Source organism: Paenibacillus sp. JNUCC32 (assembly GCF_014863545.1).
GTDB classification, from domain to species: domain Bacteria; phylum Bacillota; class Bacilli; order Paenibacillales; family Paenibacillaceae; genus Paenibacillus_AQ; species Paenibacillus_AQ lautus_A.
Map to the genome: position 1 here is coordinate 3,915,001 of NZ_CP062260.1, position 18,822 is coordinate 3,933,822.

Consider the following 18,822-nt stretch of genomic DNA (forward strand, 5'->3'; position numbering starts at 1 on the left):
ACAAATGAAGGATAGGCTCCATGTGTTCCCATAGGTACAGACGGAGAGCCGTATGCACCAGCATTGTAGTTCATTCCCCCCTGCCACGGTTGATACGATGCCCCCATGTCAGGCGCGTATGGACGATGCCCATGTTGTGGGTACCCGAAATGCGGCATGTGATGGTGTGAACCCACTTCTCCCCCGTGGCATCCGCAAGGAGACGGAACATAACCATATGTCATTGCGGTATGATGATGCTCAGGATATGGATGGTAGTCGGAAACCATATTCCCTGTATAAGATTCCGTGATCGAGAACTGGGAATAGTCCATGCTCATCGGCTGTTCAGAAAGACCCGGATATCCTGAAACTGTACTTTCCCAGCCTTCATTGTAGGAAACAGGCATCGCTTCCTGCGGCATGTTGTGATACGGATGGACGGCATTGCCATAATCGGCGCCCGGCCATTTCATAGGCTCATGACACCCGCAGGGGCCTTCATGAAGACCGAATGGAGGCATTGCAAATGCGGGTGCCTCTTTAAAAGGAAACTCCGGACACGGATGAGGCATCATCTGCATCGGCATCTGGGCAAAAGGCGGACATGGTTCGGCTATGGGATGAACAGGATGCGGTAACGGCATGGTTTTGACAGGATACGTATACTCCGGCTCCATAGGTTTATATGGAGATATGAATTCGGGTTTAAACTCTGGCTTGAACTCCGGTTTGAATTCTGGTTTGTATTCTGGTTTGTATTCTGGTTTAAACTCTGGCATGATTACGGGCATTTTAAATTCCGGCATCACTTCCGGTTTTTTCACCTCTGGCATAATCTCTGGTTTCTTGATTTCCGGCATGATGATCGGCTTCTTGATTTCAGGTAATATCTCCGGTTTGTATTCCGGTTCCATTTTCTTAGGCTCCTCGGGGAAAGGCGAAATCTCCGGAAGCTTCGGCAGAATCGGCGGCTCAGGCTCCTTAACCTCAGGAACGACCGGAGGCTGCTCGATCGGCGCTGTTATTTCTTCCTTAACTCCGGTGTAATCCTTGCTGCCGGGTTTCTTCTTGCCTGCAGCTGCACCGCTGCCACTGCTCATGGAAACCCCGTCATCAACGCCGGACTCCATAGAACCGCCTGATGAAGGGATGTTGACGACTTCTCCCACCAGCAGGGCATTCGGATTTTTAAGCTGCGGATTGGCATTGATGATTTCCTTCAGAGTGACTCCCCATGCCTTGGACAGTTTCCAGAGGGAGTCTCCCTGCTTTACCGTATGCTTATGGATAATGGGTTGGCTGCCGTCAGGGACCTGAACGGGCTCGGTCGGAACTTTGATCTTGGCACCGACATCGAGCTTATTCGGATCCACCAGCTGTGGATTGGCATCGATGATTTTCGCTAAAGGTACGTCGTATTTTTTGGACAGCTCATATAGGGTGTCGCCTTCCTTGACGATGTGTATCTTCACGCCGCTAAAACCTCCTACACTCTTCTAGGCGTCATGTAATTCGCCCGCTTTCGTTACTACATCCTATGCACGGAATAGGCGATTGACATCCCTCTAGGCAAAAAAAATCCTTTCATCGACATGAAAGGATGGTTTAAGTCGTTTATTTAGTTGTCCTGAAACCCTAGGATTCCCATACTTTATAACCGTCTTGATCCACAATTTTGCGGAATTCCTCCAGCAATTGCAGCGTAACGGGACCAGCCTGGCCTTTTCCGATGATCCGTCCGTCGATTTCGCGGGCCGCAATGACCTCAGCAGCCGTGCCCGTAAAAAATACTTCGTCCGCAATATATACGTCATGCATGCTGAACGGCTCTTCCTTCAGTTTAATGCCGAGTTTCTCGCATAGGTCGATAATAGCCTGGCGCGTAATGCCTTCAAGTGCGCCAAGATAGCACGGAGGCGTAGTGACTACGCCGTTTTTGACGATGAAAATGTTGTCCCCGGAGCCTTCCGTCACATATCCCTGCGCGTTCATCATAATAGCCTCATCCGCTCCCGCAAAGTTGGATTGGATCTTCACGAGAATATTGTTCAAATAGTTCAAGGATTTGATTTTCGGGTTAAGCGCATCCGGTATGTTACGCCGCTGGGCAACGGAGACGGCCTTCAGGCCATTGAGATAAGCTTCTTCGGAATAAATCGCCAGCTGCTCCACAATGATCAACACGGTCGGTTTAGGGCAGCGGCGCGGATCCAGCCCCAAGTTGCCGGCACCGCGGGATACCACGATACGGATATACCCATTCCGCATGTCATTGCGTCGAATGGTCTCGGCCATAGCCTCCAGCAGTTCTTCATATGCCAGGGGGATGACTAAATCGATGGACTTGGCGGAATCATACAGCCGGTCCAAGTGCTCTTTGCACTTAAAGATGTTGCCGTTATATATTCGAATGCCTTCGAATATGCCGTCTCCGTACAGAAACCCATGGTCAAAAACGGATACTTTAGCATTCTCTTTCGTGACATATTCTCCATCTAGATAGATCCATTGCTCCGACATTTACTTAACCTCCATTTTCTCACTCTCATAGGCGTAACCCGGATAAGAGCCCAGCACTCGAACCAGACATCCCAGCGCTTCAATCTCTCCCATGGCGGCAACCAACAGAACGGAATCCGCTGCGGCCATGACATCGATATAAAAATAGTAATTACCGAGCTTCTTCTTCGTTGGACGGGATTCGATCCGCGACAGGTTCAGGCGACGCCACGCAAAAGCGGAAAGCACCTGATGCAGCGCTCCCGGCACGTCTTCGGGAAGCGTTACGAGAATGCTGGTCTTGATATGTTCCGGCGAACGGTTGACCAATATCGGCTCGCGTCCGATCAGCACAAACCGTGTGTAATTGTTATCATGGTCGGTAATACGCTCAGCAAGCACGTTTAATTCGTGGGTGGCCGCGCCTAGCGAAGTGCCGATTGCCGCCCATCCCCGGCCGGGGTTCTCCTTTACGATCTTAACCCCTTCGGAGGTGCTGCCCACTTGCTCCAACTCAGCCTGCGGTGCAGCCTTCGCTAGGAACTGACGACACTGGGCTGTCGCAACTTGGTGGGACCAGATCTTTTTAATCTGACTGTAATCCATCGTTCCGTCACTTGAACGGAATTCGGCAGCATTACCGATCAGGTTCTGGATGGAGGGATAGACCCACTCCACCTGCATCGGCAGATCCACCTCATTGACCAGCCAATCCATATGAAGGCTTACGGAGCCTTCAATGGTGTTCTCGATCGGGATCACGCTGTAATCGCTTTTTCCTTCTACTGTTGACATAAATACATCAGAGATCAGTTTATGGTGGACAAATTCCACCGGCTCACCATTTAGGAGATAAAGTATCGCTTCATGAGATACCGATCCTGAGGGCAACAAGGCTATTTTTTTCATGCGGTAACTTCCCCTCTAATCATATCCAAAAAGGATCTATTATTAGTATCATCCAAGAGCTGGACGCCTTCCGCAACTGGATTCAATGGGTAGCACGAAGACTGGATGCCTTCCGCCTTCATCGTCTCCGTGAGATACGCGCCCAATTCTTCTGCACGCGGTTCGTTCCGGTCCACCAGCGCAATCATCGTCGGACCCGCTCCGCTCAGCGCGATGCCGACTGCCCCATGATCAGGCGCTTCGGCCAAAATCTTGGACATCCCCGGTACAAGCGGCGCACGATATGGCTGATGAATCCGGTCTTTCATCGCGGCACGAATCAAGTCCAGTCTGCCTGCCGAAAGAGCAGCGGTCATTAAGGAGGACCGACTAATATTATATACAGCATCCGCTAAACTGACCTGGGCGGGCAGCGCTTCCCTTGCTTTGGATGTCGCCAGCTCGAAATCGGGAATCACCACGAGCGTTCCAAGGTCCGCCGGAGGTTCAATGCGCATATAATCCGCATGGGCTCCATCCCATACGGCCGCAATGATTCCTCCAAATAAAGAAGCCCCCACATTATCAGGATGCTTCTCAAGATTCGTCGCCATATCAAAAAGCTTGGAATCCGGCAGTGGTGACCCGATTAGAGCGTTGGCTGCAGCCAGCGCGCCTACGATCGCCGATGCGCTGCTGCCAAGGCCGCGGGTAAGCGGAATTTCGGAATACATGGAAATCTCGAGATCAGGAACTGCCTGTCCCGCTTCTTCAAAAACCATTTGAGCCACCTTATAGATCAGGTTGCTCTTATCGGTCGGCAGACCGCCCATCTCATCGCCATGAAGATGGAACACGGTCTTCTCCGACGCTTTCATCTCGATCCAGGAATACAGGGACAATGCCATGCCGAGCGTATCGAATCCGGGTCCCAAATTAGCCGTGCTGGCCGGAACCTTCACCCGGACGCCTTGGGACAAACTCATACCCGCGCAGCTCCTTCAAGCTTAGCAATCGCATCCATTACGGCCGATTCCGTATCCGATACGACGAGCGGTTCGGCGTTCACGGTAGAAATCGCGATATTCGGATCTTTCAGCCCATGTCCTGTCAGCACACAGACAACGGACTCCCCACCTTTAAAATATCCCTCTCGCTTCATTTTATAAACGCCTGCGATGGAGGCGGCCGATCCTGGCTCGGCAAAAATCCCCTCACGCGATGCGATTTTGCGGTATGCTTCCAAGATTTCCTCGTCCGTGACGTAATTAATTTGTCCGCCGGATTCCTCAGCCGCGGCAACCGCGGTTTTCCAGCTGGCCGGGTTCCCGATGCGGATGGCCGTCGCTACCGTTTCCGGATTCGGAATAGGCTCACCCTTGACGATAGCCATGGCGCCTTCCGCCTCGAACCCAAGCATCTTCGGCAGGGAAGTGGATTTACCCGCTGCGTGGTATTCTTTAAATCCTTTCCAGTAAGCGGAGATGTTCCCCGCATTGCCGACCGGAATGGCCAGTACGTCCGGAGCTTTGCCCAACTGGTCAACGACTTCGAATGCAGCCGTCTTCTGGCCTTCGATACGATAAGGATTCACGGAGTTTACCAGCGAAATCGGGTGCTTGGCCGTGATCTCGCGAACGATTTCCAGCGCGCGGTCAAAGTTCCCTTCAATCGCGATCACCTTCGCTCCGTAAATCATCGCCTGCGCGAGCTTGCCCAGCGCGATATTGTTGTTCGGAATGATCACGATGCAGTTTAATCCGCCGCGAGCGGCATAAGCAGCAGCCGCAGCCGATGTATTGCCCGTCGAAGCGCACATGATGGTACGGCTTCCTTCTTCCATTGCTTTCGCGACGGCCATGACCATCCCGCGGTCTTTGAATGAACCTGTCGGGTTCAGCCCTTCGAATTTGAAATGCAAATCGATTCCGAGCTCTTCGGATAGATTCACGGCTTTGATGAGCGGGGTATTCCCTTCCTTAAGCGTTAGCAGCGGGGTACGCTCATTTACCGGCAAATATTCTCTGTAGGTTTGCAGCAATCCTTCATACGGCATCTCTCATGTTCTCCTTTTCTTATGAAAAAATTATATATGTTGATTTAATGGATGCTAATCCTTATCCTTCAACGCGGTAAACACTTTTGATTCGGCGAATGACTTCCAGGCCTTCAAAGTGATTCAGCACTTCGTCCATGCTGGCTTTGCTCGCATTGTGCGTAACGATGATTATCTCTGCGTCCGGGTTGTGCTCGTTCGGCTGCTGAACAACGGACTCCAAGCTAACGTTATATTGAGCGAACACCTGCGTTATTTGCGCCAGCACTCCTGCTTTATCGTCCACATGAAGCAGGATGAAATTCTTGTACATGATCTGCTCATCGGTTTTGAGCTTCTTCGGTTTATAAGGAACGATGGCTTTCAGACCGTTAACGCCGAGCTTCAGATTCTTGATGACCGCCACCAGGTCTGCCACAACGGATGTCGCGGTTGGCATCTCGCCCGCGCCCGCTCCGTAGAACATCGTTTCGCCGACGGCCTCCCCGTATACATACACCGCGTTAAATACGCCGTTCACGGCGGCGATGGGATGACCTTTGCGAACCATCGTCGGCTGGACGCTGATGCTGAATTCATCGTCCTGACGCTCCGCGATACCGAGAAGTTTCATCTCGTAGCCCAGACGTTTGGCATAAGCGATATCATCTTTCGTAACCTGCGAAATGCCCTTGACGGATACATCCTGGAGCTCAACGTTCGTGCGGAAACCGAGGGTACCGAGTATTGCCATTTTGCGGGCCGCGTCCAAGCCTTCCACATCGGATGTCGGATCGGCTTCCGCGTACCCCAGCTCCTGAGCTTCTGCCAGGACATCCTCATAGGAGGCGCCTTCCTGGCTCATCTTGGTCAAGATAAAGTTGGTCGTACCGTTCACGATCCCCATGATTTTCATGATACGATCCGATGAGAAGCCTTCAATCAGCGTACGGATAATGGGAATGCCGCCGGCTACGCTTGCCTCGTAGAACACGTCGCACTGCTTTTCTTGCGCCTTGGCCAATATTTCGGCACCGTGCAGGGCCATCAGATCCTTATTGGCGGTTACGATGTGCTTGCCGCGCTCAAGCGCTTCGAGGATGTAGGTTTTCGTCTGCTCGATCCCGCCCATCACTTCAACGATGACATCAATCTCGGGATCGCGAATGACCGCCCAGGGATCTTCCGTTAATTTACTCTGATCCACATTGACGCTGCGGTACTTCTCCAAATGTTTGACGGCGATGCGCTCGATCGTAATCGGCGAACCGACCTGACTGCTCAAATCCTCCTGATGCCCCTCAACGATGCGGACAACGCCTGTTCCTACGGTTCCTAATCCCAAAAGCCCTACTTTGACCGGTTTCATTAATAACTACCTCCTGTATCCCATCACATAGATATCTATTTATTCGTCGTTTCTACCCTAACCTTGCCCTATCATCTGCACTCTTCTGACTCCGGCTATTCGCCTCAATCCGTCAAGCAGATCATCCAGCTCCTCATTCAGCCGGGAAACTTCGACGGAAATAACGACATTCGCGATTCCTTGCAGCGGGATGCTCTGATGAATGGTCAGCACGTTCCCGCCTTCACCCGCTACCAGCCCCAGCACCTCGGATAGCATGCCCGAGCGATGTTCCATATCGATGGAAATCGTTACGATTTCATCACGTTCCAATTGATTGATAGGGTGGATGCCGTCCTTGTACTTGTAAAAAGCGCTGCGGCTAAGCCCTACCTGCTCGACGGCTTCATGAACCGTCCTCACGTCCCCCGACGCCAGCAGTTTTTTCACTTGCATCGTTTTAACTACAGCCTCGGGAAGGATGTCTTCCCGGACCAGATAGTAGCGTTCCTTCACAAACGTCCTCTCCTCAAAGACTACTGTATTCGTATAGTGGACATTATACTGGATATACCCCGTAAGGGCAATACATAAGTGACCCATTTTTAGCGAGCCCGATATTTCCGGGCCAACCCTATAGCCTATACTATATCGCAATTCGAAACGGAACTCATCGGTATTCAAGTCAAATTTGCAAATGATGCGTTAAAAAAACAGCCCCCGGTATTCCGGAGACTGCCGATCACTTCAAGCTAACTGGTGTATCTCATGGTCAAGCCGCAGTACTCGCACTCTTTTTCCTCATGCCGTGAAATCACGGTTCTTGCGCCGCAGCCGGAACATGCCACAGACTTGGATTCCGTCTTCGTTTGAGATTCAACGGGGTTTACCGGCTCTCTATGCAGCGAACGGATCACCAACGCGCCATCCTCAATCTTCCCGGCAGGAAGCATGCGCTCCTTCAACATATAGTTCAAATCCCGCATCACATGGGCCGGACTTTGGTTCGCAACGATCGCGATATGCTCGATGTAAATTAGCCGCCGCTGCAAGACAGCCTCCCTGTAAATTCCGAGCAGCTTCCGGAATTTCTTGTCTAAGAAGTCGGCAGCAACCAGCAAAAACAACGCGGGGATTAATATACACAACGCCATCGCTAAATTATCGTTTAAGAACTGCTCGCTGGATTCGCTCGTCACTAAATTGATTACCAGGATAACAATATAAGTGCCGAACAATACCCATCCGACCAATCTAAGGTTCCTTCCCTGATAACTGTGATGCTGCTGCGTGGGCAGAATACGAAACGCAGCGATAATCAAAGCTAATGGAAAAAACACATACGTCAGTCCAATAATAAAATAATCGAATGAGGTAAATTGCGATTTAAAAGGCTTTACCGGAACGCTCATACGAAGTTCTCCCCAGTCTCTTCTCTTTTAAATGGTACATCCGACGTGCTATGCCACAATCACGGTACCGCAATACTCGCATTCCTTCCCCTCCACATGCGTTACGACCGTTCTTGCTCCGCAGCCGGGGCATTCCACGGATTTAGGAGCCGGATCGGACGCAGGTTCGGTTCGGGATATGGGGGCCGGACCTGCAGTCGTATCGCCCAATGAATACTGCACGCGCTGCCCGCTGCGCGAAACGAATTCGCCACGGAACGCTTCGGACTTTCTGTGCAAGGACGGGATGAGAACAACTCCGTTGTCGAGCTTTCCGTTAGGCAGCATACGCTCTTCAAACATGAACGTGATATCCCGGATCACGTGTGCAGGCGATTGTCTCGCCTCACGGGCAATATGTTCGACCTGGACGAGCCCTCGATGCAGGATGGCATTCGAATAGAATTGAAGCAAGCTGCCGAATTTCTTGTCTTCCTTATTGGCGATCACCAGCATGATCATGGCTGGAACCAGAATGATTACGCCCCAAACGACGGTGGCCGAATAGAGGCTTTCGATATCTTTGTCATCAATCGTCGCAAGAATCATGAGCAATTCTATGATTCCATAGGTAATGGCAAGCACCCAGCCGAAGAGACGGTTGTTCCTCCCCTTACAACGGTTGTGCCGATGGGTGACAAGGACCCGAACGGCTGCCAGCACGATGGCCAGCGGAAAAAAAAGCACGGCCAACGCGATGATCGAATAATCCATTTTCGTGAACTTAAGTTTAAAACGCTTCAGATTAGAAGCTCCCATATGCTATCCCCTCTATCATCTGCATTAGGTTGATCCCGCCTTTGCCTTCAGAAGCACCGTATTGCGATCCTGCACCGTTCGGAGAATATCGCGGATGATAGGAACGGTTTGCTCTGCCAGTTCCTTGCGATGTTCAGCTTGCGCCTCGCCGATCAACGTTACTTGGTCCTCCAGCATCGCAATTTTTTGCTGAATCAACTGCTCCTCTTCATATAAGGAGGTATGTGATATGGGATCACTATAACGCAGCGTCTCTTCAAGCTCGGCGATCTGCCGTTCCAACGACGGCATGTTCTCTCCCGGCAGTTCGCTTAGCTTTCTGCGAATCTCCCCGATCCAGGCTACAGTCTCTCTCTTGACCGCGAGATGATCGCTTTCCTTTCGCTCCTGTGCGCCCGCATATTTTGCCGCCAGGAATACGAGCCCAAGAACAACGAAAAATCCAGAAAGCGTAATCAGATGAATCATGAAATACGAGGATACAGGCAGCTTAAATAAGTATCCCAGCAAAATAACCTCCAGCACAACGGACACCGTATAGATACCAATTATGATGCCGGAAGCAATATAAAATGGGGTGCCTGACGAAGCTGCCTTCCCCCTGCCGATGACAGAGCCGATAAATAGGAGAACGGCCGCTTCGGCGCATCCGACGGCAACCCCCGATATCCAAGAATTCGGCTGAAACATCCCGCCGACCCATCCAAATAAGAGGATCGTGACAAACGGAAGCGCAATGGCTGACAGCCATGCCCCGTTTCGATCCTTGGTTCTTGTATTCACCTGATTCCCCCGCTTTCGCTTCACATCAATTTATGACCGCACTCCATGCAAAACTTCTGGCCCGGTTTGATCTCATGATCGCACCCCGGACATGTCAGCGCGTGACTCGACCCGCAGTGCGGGCAAAACTTGGCTTCGGCATCCACCAATTCTCCACATGCCCGGCAAGGCATCGGCAGCGGTGCACCGCAATCCGGACATTCGGCAGCGCCAGCCGGGTGATCATGTCCGCACTTCGGGCATGCATGGTAAGGGTCGCCGCAGTGAAGGCAGAACTTTGCATTCGGAGCCAGGGGCTGCCCGCAATCGTTGCACAGGATGGCTTTCGCCGGCACTTCATCGGCCTGAATCTGAAACGACTGGCCGCAGCCCGAACAGAACCGCGCTTCTTCCCCGTTCAGCATTCCGCATTTGGTGCATGCCTTCTGCTCGATTTGCTTATCGTTCTTCTCTTGAGGCTTGGCATGGTCAAACATATGGCCGACGGTCTCATACATCGGACCGACCATTCCGAGTCCCATGCCCAGCCCCGTCCCCATGGCCGCAGCCGGGCTTCCGGGATTCTTCGCCGCTCCCTCAAGCGTATTAAAGGTTCTTTCCTGATGGTAGGTATAACCGATGATATCCATCTCCGCTTTTTTTGCCAACGCTTCCTTGATTCGGACAGCTGCAGGATCATGCTCCGGTATGTTGATGGAATCCACATAAAAATTCAGCAGGGTAATCCCCATCTCTTCAAATGAAGGCGCAATCGCTTCCATGATGTGTTTGGATATTTCCGCTATGTAAGCATTGATTTCCACAACGCTGATTTTTTTCCGAACGATATAGGAGGATATGATTTCCGTAATGTTGGACATCAGCACGCCGCGGTAATATTTGACCAGCGTTCCCTGATCAAAGGTTGGCAGGGTACCGACCATGGTTCCCAGAAACTTTCGCGGATCGCTGATTTGAACGCCGAATTGGCCAAAGGCTCGGAGCGATACGATGATGTTGTATTTCGGATCCTGCAGCTGGATCGGCGAGCTGGTCCCCCATTTCACGTCCAGCGAACGAAGTTTGTTCACAAACCAGACTTCTGCCGTAAAGGGAGACTTCCCTCCGAATGGAAGATTGATGACATTGGATAAAATCGGGATGTTTGCCGTACTCAGCGTATGCCGCCCTGCCGGGAAAGAGTCCAGTGCCTGCCCCCCCTTATACAGGATCGCCTCCTGCGTCTCATGAACAATAAGCTGGGTCCAGGTGCCTAACTCCTGATTCGGATAACGCCAGGCAAACACATCCGGCGGGCCTTCGTATTTTACGACTTCAATAATAGCCATAGTTCTACTCTCCTTTTTGCGCCGTTCCTTCCATCCTGAGATCTATGGAAAAGGTACTATTGTACTACTATTGTATACGATTTACCCGATAAGTGGATGCAAAATTTGGAAAGCGCGATCCGGCATTTCGAGCCAGACTCCCAGCCAATGGAATATACGGCTGCGCACGCTTGATTCACGTTTATGGGAAGCCCCCTTCGCTCACGAAAAAAAATACCGCCAAGCCTGCTGTAGACAGACCTTGCGGTATTTTTGTTATACATATATTCATCTGAACATCAATAGTAACTGCTGCCTTCGACAAATTCGAATTCGAAATCGCCGATCCGTACGATGGTGCCTTCCGTCGCGCCCCGTTTCCGCAGCTCTTCATCAATGCCCATATGACGCATCGTTCTGGCAAGCTTCAGGATCGCATCATGCGAATTCATCTGCATCCGTTTCAGCATTCGCTCAATTCGCTCACTGTGCACCACATACATTTCATTGTCTCTGGTGACGGTGAAGGAATTGTCGTTCTGCGCTTTGAATTTATACACCTTGCGCTCGGAAACTTCGGATACTTCTTCAATCGCCGGCTCATCCGGAATGCTCTCCAGCACATCGATCGTGCGGTAAAGAAGTTCCTGGATCCCCTGACGGGTCAGCGAGGAGATCGGCATCACCTCGATGTCAGGGCGAATCTCCTTCACCTTCTCTTTGAAGGCCGTTAAGTACTCCTCTGCTTCCGGCATATCCATTTTATTGGCGGCTACGATTTGCGGCCGTTCGATCAGAACCGGGTTATAGAGCCTAATCTCATCGTTGATTTTTTGCCAATCCTCGAACGGATCCCGTCCTTCCGTGCCTGCCATATCCACGACGTGGATAATGACGCGGGTTCGTTCCACGTGCCGGAGGAATTCGTGGCCAAGTCCCACGCCTTCATGGGCACCCTCAATCAGGCCAGGCAGGTCAGCCATGACGAAATTGCGCCCGTCCCCGACCTCAACCATGCCCAAATTCGGCGTGATGGTCGTGAAATGGTATGCCCCGATCTTCGGCTGAGCCGCCGATACAACAGACAACAGGGTGGATTTGCCTACGCTCGGGAATCCGACGAGACCTACATCAGCCATCACTTTAAGTTCCATGGTTACGTAGCGTTCTTCGCCTTCTTCTCCATTCTCGGCAAGCTCGGGCGCCGGATTGTTCGGCGTGGCAAAGCGGATGTTTCCGCGGCCCCCGCGGCCGCCTCTGGCAACAACAACCTGTTGACCGTGACGGGTCAAATCGCCAATCACTTCACCGGTATCGTCATCCGTTAAGATGGTACCCGGCGGAATACGGACAATCATGCTCTCCGCATTGGCCCCATGCTGGCTCTTATTGCGGCCCTTTTCCCCGCGCTTGGCCTTGAAATGCTTCTGGTAACGGAAATCCATCAACGTGCGCAGTCCTTCGTCCACCCGGAAAATCACGTCGCCGCCCTTGCCGCCGTCGCCGCCGGCAGGTCCGCCTTCAGGAACGTATTTCTCACGGCGAAACGCAATGAGCCCATCGCCGCCGTCGCCGCCTTTTACATATACTTTTGCCTTATCTACAAACATGAAATCACCTTCCTCAAGTCACAAACGGCAGATACAAGCGGTACGAGGTCTCCCCCGGCTCCGTCTGCTCCACCCGAATGCCTTCGCCTTTTACGGATTGTTCAATCTGAAGCTTCAAGCCCTCCGGGTCTCCAAAGGAACCTTCTCCTAGAGCCCATACGATCAGCTCTTGCTCCTGCTGCATAAATGTTAATGTTAACTGCCGGGTATCCCCCCATGACGCCGTTCCGCTCAATTGAAAGGCTCTCACCGTTTGAATGATCGCTTCGGTAAAAGACTCTGCCGTTTGTGGCGATACTTTGTCTTCCAGCTGTACCTGGTCCACCACTTCAACGCAGAGCTGCAGGTTGCTGCTGTACGTTCGGTATGAATGTAAATAAAAAACCAGTGAAGGAATGCCAAGCTTGGAGATCCTGCTCTCCGTCGCCATCCTGTCCTTTATTCTTTCCACAGAACCCACGGTTTTATCATGCTTCCCCAGTTGAATGTAGCCGTACAAAATTTGAAGCTCATTCATCCAATCATGACGATGGTGATTCAACATCTGAATCGCCGTCTGCTCCATATTCCGAATGATGGCTTGCTGCCTGCGCTCGTCCGATTTACGGACAAGCCACGCTCCGCAGGCAGACGCGGCGACAGCCCAAGCCGTCAACACTGCTCCTGCAGCCAAGGATGGTTTCCATACCATCCATGCCACCGGTATTACGGAGGTTAACCCCGCCACAGCTGCTATCCATTTCCAGGATTTCATCGCTTCTCCTCGTCTTTCAACAGCAATTGGTTACATTCACCAAATCCCAGTATATCATAGACTTTCAGGACGGTTCATCCCCTGGATGATCATTCTTTGCGCAATTTACAAAAAAAGAAGCCCCGGCAACGATGCCGAAAGGCTTCTTCTGTATGCAGCATAAGAAACGATTAAGCTTCAACTGCAGCCGCTACTGGAGCGACATCAACCGGGTAGACGCTCACTTTCTTGCGATCACGACCCCAACGTTCAAATTTCACAACGCCGTCAACTTTCGCAAACAAAGTATCGTCTTTACCGATACCCACGTTCGTGCCTGGATGAATTTTCGTTCCGCGTTGACGAACCAAGATGCTGCCGCCAGTCACTGCTTGACCGTCTGCACGTTTCACGCCAAGACGTTTCGATTCGCTGTCACGACCGTTCTTTGTGGAACCTACACCTTTTTTCGATGCGAATAACTGAAGATCCAATTTCAACATGTTGTCTACCTCCTTCTTCAAGTAGTCAATTCTTGTATTCTTATATACTTGCCGTACGAATCGGCAATTCCCTGTAACATAACAACCATGGATTCGAGAAGCAGTTGAACTTGGCCGGAGACGGAATCATCTGCCGTAGGCGGAAGATTCGCGCTAAGAAAGCCGCCCTTCATCCGGGTCTCCATAACGGTTCCGGTTAACGCTTCAATGGAATTCACCGTTCCCACGGTAATGCTGGAAACTCCAGCACATACAATATCTTCACCTGGATCGGCATATCCCGCGTGCCCCGTTACCTTGAAGCTATGGATCCGTCCATCTTCCCCGCGCAGTACTTGTACAGTAATCAATTACCGCACCTTCTTACGCTTGGATTTTCTCGATGGTTACTTTAGTGTAAGGTTGACGATGACCTTGCTTCTTGTGGTAGTTCTTCTTCGGCTTGTATTTGTATACAACGACCTTACGGCCTTTACCGTGCTTCTCTACCTTTGCAGTTACAGTCGCACCGGAAACAACCGGAGTTCCTGCTACCAATCCGTCCTCTTTGGAAACGGCCAGTACACGGTCGAAAGTCACGCTCTCGCCGTCACCTGCAGTCAGCTTCTCGATGAACAATACGTCGCCCTCTTGAACTTTGTATTGTTTACCGCCTGTTTCGATAATAGCGTACATTTGCTTGCACCTCCCTATGTCTCAGACTCGCCTGGTATAAAGGTGTCCGTCCCAAAAGGAACGTTCTTGTGAACCCAACCGGAGCGGTTACAGCATGTGCAGCAACCTATCACTAGACACATACCCAATGATAATATCATATTCCCCGTTCACCGTCAACATCATTCTTCGATAACCACGCCCCGGCCTCCGCAGGTTCCGCAAGGTTTGGCAAAGGGGAGAGAAGAGCTTTCCCGGGCTTTTTTGCGGGTCATTTCCAGCAGTCCCAGCTTGGTCCAACCGACCACAAAGCTCTTCGTGCGGTCTTTGCGCATAACGGCCTCCATGACAGAAACCACCTGCTGCCGGTGCTCTTCATGATCCATATCGATGAAATCCACGATAATAATGCCCCCGATATCCCAGAGGCGAAGGATCCTTGCGATCTGCTGCGCAGCCAGAAGATTCGTCTTCAGTACCGTTTCCTCGAAATTATCCCCGCCGATATATTTGGCTGTGTTCACGTCGATGATCGTCATGGCTTCGGTTTGGTCTACGACGATGGTCACGCCCTCGGGAAGCGTGATTTTCCTTGCGAAGCTGGCTCTCATCTGCTCGTCCAACCCGTACGCTTGAAAAATCGGGCCTCCTTCCGAGTAATATGTAACCTTAGGCTCCATTCCCGGAACGGTTTCCTTCAAATAACTCTTGGTTTCCTCGCCTTTCTGCTTGCTGTCGATCACAAGCTCGTCATGCAGCGGATCAAAGGCATCGCGCAGAAACCGCTGCAGCAGGCCTAAATCGCGATGCAGCAGCGCCGGAACGGGCGCAGATTCCGCCTTGTCGAGAATCCGGGCCCACTCTTTTCGCAGATACTCCAGATCTCCCTTTATGAATTCCAGGGGCTCGTCCTCCGACACCGTTCGGATGATGATTCCCTCTTCATCTGTGCGAAGCTGCTCGCCGATGCTCTTCAGCCGGGCCCTTTCCGCATCGCGTCCGATTTTCTTGGAGACGGCAACATAGTCCGCAGTCGGCATATACACCATGCATCTGCCCGGAAGCGAAAAATGCGTCGTCACCCTCGCTCCCTTGCCGCCTCTGGGTTCCTTCATGACCTGCACGATCAATTCCTGCCCCGCCGTCAGCAGCTGCGAGATCGAAGGCTTCTGCTTGGGCTGCTTCTCTAAATGCGGATGGAGCACATCATCGATATATAAAAACGCGTTCTTTTTCAGCCCGATATCTACAAAAGCCGCCTGCATCCCCGGCAGCACGTTCACGACCCTGCCTTTATAAAAGCTTCCGACAACACTTTGCTCACGACTCCGCTCAACGGCGAATTCGGCTAACCTCCCATCTTCGATGAGGGCCATCTGAATGGTCTCATGTTCACAATGAACTATCATTTGCCTCATGGCTTCACCTCTCAAATGGAAGACGATATTCTATTGTTTTATCCTAACACAATCTCTGATGACATGAATGGATAAAGAAACTTGGCCCGCCCCCCGTCTTCCTCATGATGTTTTACGATTTACGCATACCAGGGCGGACCAGTTGATGCAAAATAAGAAGAGATCACATGCTGCTCCGGAACAACGGCAAGCAGGCTGCCGCGTCCGCTCATGACATAAATCAAATGATACTTCTCTCGTTTAAATAGACGCATGATATCATCCAAAGGTTTCGAAGAATCTGCAACGATTGGCTGGGCAGGACCGAGTCCGTCCAAATTCCGTTCATAAACCTCGCTCCGATTGACCAAAAATCTTAAAAACCGGTAATGGACGTTCCGATAGTCTTCGAAATTGGAATACGCCAGGAAAAGGCCGATCATCAGCACATTTAAACGAATGCCGTCTCCAGAGAATAACGGCTGCAATCCGTAACCGATCATAATTAAACTGCACAAAATGCCTGCGCGGGAAGCCCACAGCAAGGTGGCATGATAAGGAGCGAGCAGGCTGATGACGGCCTGCAGCACTTTGCCGCCGTCCAGCGGCAGAATCGGAAGCAGGTTAAACAACGCGATGACGAGATTCCCTTGAATGATGTAAGACAGCAGCTGCTCGTCACCCCACCCCGCCCATTGGCAGGCCAGGGTAATGCCGATCATGATGACATTTTGCAGCGGTCCCGCAAGCGCAATGATGATCTCCTTCATCGCAGTCATCCTGCCGTCGTCTTCAATGACAGCAACGCCGCCGAACGGCAGCATCTGAATGGCTCGTACCTTGAACCCCATCGCTGCCGCGGCGGCGGCATGTCCCAATTCATGAATAAACACGATAATAAACAGGGTCAGCAACTCCAGGAAGCGACCGGTGAATACGGATGCCAGCATGACAATGACAAAGAGCGGATGCAGCGACAAGACCGTTCCCTTAAACTTAATCAAACGGAATCACTTCCGCCGGATCGACGTCACGATCCCCCTCTTTGAGTTCGAAATAAAGGGAGGGCGGGCTGCCTGTGCCTGAAGATGCCAAAGTCCCGATAATATCTCCGCCTTGGACCCAGTCATTCGCCTTAAGCCCGGTTTCCGCCAGCCTGCTGTATGTCGCCGTTCGCTCTCCCGTATGCTGTATGCGTACCGTAATCCCGTTCTCAGGATGTTCTTTAACCTCAAGGACGCGCCCGGTCTCTATACTTTTAACCGCCCGGTCGGCTAAAGAACCCCCTCCGGCTTCCAGAACGATGCCTTTCAGATCAACGGCAAAGGATTGAACCACCCTTCCCGAAAGCGGAGGAACCAAAGAGGTCCCGGCATTCACCTTCGTCGAATGCTCGTCGGTTTGTCCAAAAATCGGAATAAAGGACGGCGCGCTGCCAAAATGCTCCTCGTACCATACCTGGGCCGCCTGGAAATCCATCTCATGGCTCAGCCCTTCAATGATGAATGCCTGCGCGCGAAGGGCCCACGGCTGCTGAAACGAAAATACGCCCCATGCCAATCCAAACACCAGCGCACTGACGGCGACGCGGCGGATCAAGCCCGACAGGAACGAAGCTTTTTTGGGCGGTTCTCCCGGAGCACCGGGATCCAGCGTATCATACCAACCGCGATGCCCTTGCTTCCAAAGCCGCTCGGGATCCGGTTCATGCTCTGCGTAACGTGGGGACGGGTTCGCTATGTTGTCCTTGATGAAGCCTGGCTTTGGATTATGGGGATTAGCGGGTGTTCTATCGGGAAGCGCCGTCCAAGACGGCTTATCGTCCTGCGCCGTGAACTGCTCCCCTTCCAGCAGTTCGCGAATGCGGGCTTCTCTTCGGTTCTTGACGGAAGTTTTGATGTCCATTGTTCTCTCCCCCTTGGGGCTTGTTTTCTTACTCTATCCTATGAGGAGATGAGAGAGATTTAGAACAAGCCCTGATGAAGAGGCGGACGGGTTCTACGAAAGCCGCTCAGACCGCCGAAGGAGAAAAACAAAAAAACCGATGCCTCCCGGCACCGGTTCTTGGTCGAAACCCTTAACCCATTCCAAAAAACTTTTTGAATTTGGTGAACATTCCTTTTTTCTGATGGATTTGCATCAGCGGAACGGTATCGCCAAGGATACGCCGGGCGATGTTTCTATAGGCGATGGCTGCCTGGGAATCCGGGTTCATCACCGTAGGCTCCCCGATGTTGGCCGCTTTAATGACCATTTCATCATCAGGCACGATACCGATCAGATCGATATTCAGCACCTGCAGCACATCTTCGATTTCGAGCATGTCCCCGGATTTCACCATATTCGGGCGAATCCGGTTCACCACGAGCTTCGGAGACTCGACATGCGAGCTCTCCAGCAGGCCGATAATCCGATCCGCGTCCCTTACGGCCGCATTCTCGGGCGTCGTAACGACAATCGCTTTGTCCGCGCCGGCGATGGCATTCTTGAATCCCTGCTCGATTCCGGCCGGACAATCGATAATGACGTATTCGAATTCCTTTTTCAATTCAAGTACGATATCTTTGACCTGCTCCGGAGAAACGGCATTCTTGTCCTTGGTCTGGGCTGCAGGAAGCATATACAGCTCATCGAAGCGCTTGTCCTTGATCAGCGCCTGGTTAAGTCGGCATCGCCCTTCCGCAACGTCGCACAAATCGTATATAATCCGGTTTTCCAGGCCCATCACGACATCCAAATTGCGAAGACCGATGTCCGTATCAACCAGACACACTTTTTTTCCGAGCAGTGCCAAAGCTGTGCCGATGTTCGCCGATGTCGTCGTTTTACCGACTCCGCCTTTACCTGAAGTTACGACGATTGCCTCTCCCATG

20 protein-coding genes (1 of these 20 only partly in view) are annotated in these 18,822 nt (G+C 51.8%); all 20 read right to left on the bottom strand.

Features of this window, described 5'->3' with window-relative positions; genetic code table 11:
• Window positions 1–1,454 carry the 5' portion of a LysM peptidoglycan-binding domain-containing protein gene (locus tag JNUCC32_RS17650; RefSeq protein ID WP_192569317.1) on the bottom strand. 289 nt of this gene lie to the left of the window's left edge, so 1,454 of the gene's 1,743 nt are visible here — the first part of the coding sequence; its start codon is at window positions 1,452–1,454; the stop codon falls past the left edge of the window.
• Window positions 1,455–1,617: 163 nt separating this feature from the next.
• Window positions 1,618–2,502 (bottom strand): branched-chain-amino-acid transaminase, encoded by an 885-nt coding sequence (gene ilvE, locus JNUCC32_RS17655; RefSeq protein WP_015734030.1) that lies wholly within the window; start codon window positions 2,500–2,502, stop codon window positions 1,618–1,620.
• Window positions 2,503–3,390, bottom strand: coding sequence for a prephenate dehydratase (pheA, locus tag JNUCC32_RS17660; RefSeq protein ID WP_009594007.1), 888 nt, complete (start codon window positions 3,388–3,390; stop codon window positions 2,503–2,505).
• On the bottom strand, window positions 3,387–4,355 hold the full coding sequence (gene thrB, locus JNUCC32_RS17665) for a homoserine kinase (protein ID WP_192569318.1): 969 nt from the start codon (window positions 4,353–4,355) through the stop codon (window positions 3,387–3,389). Before thrB ends, pheA begins: the two co-directional genes overlap by 4 nt.
• The gene (gene thrC / locus JNUCC32_RS17670) at window positions 4,352–5,425 is read right to left on the bottom strand and encodes a threonine synthase (protein ID WP_009594024.1); all 1,074 of its coding nucleotides are present in this window, start codon (window positions 5,423–5,425) and stop codon (window positions 4,352–4,354) included. Before thrC ends, thrB begins: the two co-directional genes overlap by 4 nt.
• Window positions 5,426–5,486: 61 nt before the next feature.
• A complete protein-coding gene (locus JNUCC32_RS17675; RefSeq protein ID WP_015734027.1) occupies window positions 5,487–6,773 on the bottom strand; it encodes a homoserine dehydrogenase in 1,287 nt (428 codons plus the stop codon).
• A 57-nt stretch (window positions 6,774–6,830) separates the two neighbouring features.
• Window positions 6,831–7,268 carry an ACT domain-containing protein gene (locus JNUCC32_RS17680; RefSeq protein ID WP_009594028.1) on the bottom strand — a complete coding sequence of 146 codons (438 nt, stop codon included), beginning with the start codon at window positions 7,266–7,268 and terminating at the stop codon, window positions 6,831–6,833.
• 236 nt (window positions 7,269–7,504) lie between these two features.
• Window positions 7,505–8,164 carry a hypothetical protein gene (locus JNUCC32_RS17685; protein WP_192569319.1) on the bottom strand — a complete coding sequence of 220 codons (660 nt, stop codon included), beginning with the start codon at window positions 8,162–8,164 and terminating at the stop codon, window positions 7,505–7,507.
• Window positions 8,165–8,212: 48 nt separating this feature from the next.
• A complete protein-coding gene (locus tag JNUCC32_RS17690; protein ID WP_192569320.1) occupies window positions 8,213–8,962 on the bottom strand; it encodes a hypothetical protein in 750 nt (249 codons plus the stop codon).
• A 24-nt stretch (window positions 8,963–8,986) separates the two neighbouring features.
• Entirely contained in the window at window positions 8,987–9,745 is a 759-nt protein-coding gene (locus JNUCC32_RS17695) for a FlxA-like family protein (RefSeq protein ID WP_192569321.1), read from the bottom strand.
• A 20-nt stretch (window positions 9,746–9,765) separates the two neighbouring features.
• The gene (locus JNUCC32_RS17700; RefSeq protein WP_192569322.1) at window positions 9,766–11,073 is read right to left on the bottom strand and encodes an SPFH domain-containing protein; all 1,308 of its coding nucleotides are present in this window, start codon (window positions 11,071–11,073) and stop codon (window positions 9,766–9,768) included.
• Between the two features lie 278 nt (window positions 11,074–11,351).
• Window positions 11,352–12,662, bottom strand: a complete 1,311-nt coding sequence (gene obgE / locus JNUCC32_RS17705; RefSeq protein ID WP_192569323.1) for a GTPase ObgE — start codon at window positions 12,660–12,662, stop codon at window positions 11,352–11,354.
• Between the two features lie 13 nt (window positions 12,663–12,675).
• The gene (locus JNUCC32_RS31600; RefSeq protein WP_228468774.1) at window positions 12,676–13,416 is read right to left on the bottom strand and encodes a Spo0B domain-containing protein; all 741 of its coding nucleotides are present in this window, start codon (window positions 13,414–13,416) and stop codon (window positions 12,676–12,678) included.
• A 170-nt stretch (window positions 13,417–13,586) separates the two neighbouring features.
• Entirely contained in the window at window positions 13,587–13,898 is a 312-nt protein-coding gene (gene rpmA, locus JNUCC32_RS17715) for a 50S ribosomal protein L27 (RefSeq protein WP_015734021.1), read from the bottom strand.
• Window positions 13,899–13,915: 17 nt separating this feature from the next.
• Window positions 13,916–14,248: a ribosomal-processing cysteine protease Prp gene (locus JNUCC32_RS17720; RefSeq protein WP_015734020.1), complete on the bottom strand. Its 333-nt coding sequence runs from the start codon at window positions 14,246–14,248 to the stop codon at window positions 13,916–13,918.
• A 13-nt stretch (window positions 14,249–14,261) separates the two neighbouring features.
• On the bottom strand, window positions 14,262–14,573 hold the full coding sequence (gene rplU, locus JNUCC32_RS17725) for a 50S ribosomal protein L21 (RefSeq protein WP_006208810.1): 312 nt from the start codon (window positions 14,571–14,573) through the stop codon (window positions 14,262–14,264).
• Between the two features lie 161 nt (window positions 14,574–14,734).
• Window positions 14,735–15,970, bottom strand: a complete 1,236-nt coding sequence (locus tag JNUCC32_RS17730) for an Rne/Rng family ribonuclease (RefSeq protein WP_015734019.1) — start codon at window positions 15,968–15,970, stop codon at window positions 14,735–14,737.
• Between the two features lie 119 nt (window positions 15,971–16,089).
• Window positions 16,090–16,953 carry a M50 family metallopeptidase gene (locus tag JNUCC32_RS17735; protein ID WP_192569324.1) on the bottom strand — a complete coding sequence of 288 codons (864 nt, stop codon included), beginning with the start codon at window positions 16,951–16,953 and terminating at the stop codon, window positions 16,090–16,092.
• On the bottom strand, window positions 16,946–17,854 hold the full coding sequence (locus tag JNUCC32_RS17740; RefSeq protein WP_192569325.1) for a M23 family metallopeptidase: 909 nt from the start codon (window positions 17,852–17,854) through the stop codon (window positions 16,946–16,948). The genes JNUCC32_RS17735 and JNUCC32_RS17740 overlap by 8 nt, the downstream gene beginning before the upstream one ends.
• Window positions 17,855–18,026: 172 nt before the next feature.
• Window positions 18,027–18,821 carry a septum site-determining protein MinD gene (minD, locus tag JNUCC32_RS17745; protein WP_009594006.1) on the bottom strand — a complete coding sequence of 265 codons (795 nt, stop codon included), beginning with the start codon at window positions 18,819–18,821 and terminating at the stop codon, window positions 18,027–18,029.
• Window position 18,822 lies beyond the last annotated feature (1 nt).

Bases quoted from the DNA above. Each gene is read 5' to 3' on its own strand.
- JNUCC32_RS31600 (WP_228468774.1), bottom strand. From the start codon at position 13,416: ATGAAATCCTGGAAATGGATAGCAGCTGTGGCGGGGTTAACCTCCGTA.
- JNUCC32_RS17740 (WP_192569325.1), bottom strand. From the start codon at position 17,854: ATGGACATCAAAACTTCCGTCAAGAACCGAAGAGAAGCCCGCATTCGC.
- rpmA (WP_015734021.1), bottom strand. From the start codon at position 13,898: ATGTTGAAATTGGATCTTCAGTTATTCGCATCGAAAAAAGGTGTAGGT.
- thrC (WP_009594024.1), bottom strand. From the start codon at position 5,425: ATGCCGTATGAAGGATTGCTGCAAACCTACAGAGAATATTTGCCGGTA.
- thrB (WP_192569318.1), bottom strand. From the start codon at position 4,355: ATGAGTTTGTCCCAAGGCGTCCGGGTGAAGGTTCCGGCCAGCACGGCT.
- JNUCC32_RS17730 (WP_015734019.1), bottom strand. From the start codon at position 15,970: ATGAGGCAAATGATAGTTCATTGTGAACATGAGACCATTCAGATGGCC.
- JNUCC32_RS17675 (WP_015734027.1), bottom strand. From the start codon at position 6,773: ATGAAACCGGTCAAAGTAGGGCTTTTGGGATTAGGAACCGTAGGAACA.
- obgE (WP_192569323.1), bottom strand. From the start codon at position 12,662: ATGTTTGTAGATAAGGCAAAAGTATATGTAAAAGGCGGCGACGGCGGC.
- rplU (WP_006208810.1), bottom strand. From the start codon at position 14,573: ATGTACGCTATTATCGAAACAGGCGGTAAACAATACAAAGTTCAAGAG.
- JNUCC32_RS17690 (WP_192569320.1), bottom strand. From the start codon at position 8,962: ATGGGAGCTTCTAATCTGAAGCGTTTTAAACTTAAGTTCACGAAAATG.
- JNUCC32_RS17700 (WP_192569322.1), bottom strand. From the start codon at position 11,073: ATGGCTATTATTGAAGTCGTAAAATACGAAGGCCCGCCGGATGTGTTT.
- JNUCC32_RS17685 (WP_192569319.1), bottom strand. From the start codon at position 8,164: ATGAGCGTTCCGGTAAAGCCTTTTAAATCGCAATTTACCTCATTCGAT.
- minD (WP_009594006.1), bottom strand. From the start codon at position 18,821: ATGGGAGAGGCAATCGTCGTAACTTCAGGTAAAGGCGGAGTCGGTAAA.
- ilvE (WP_015734030.1), bottom strand. From the start codon at position 2,502: ATGTCGGAGCAATGGATCTATCTAGATGGAGAATATGTCACGAAAGAG.
- pheA (WP_009594007.1), bottom strand. From the start codon at position 3,390: ATGAAAAAAATAGCCTTGTTGCCCTCAGGATCGGTATCTCATGAAGCG.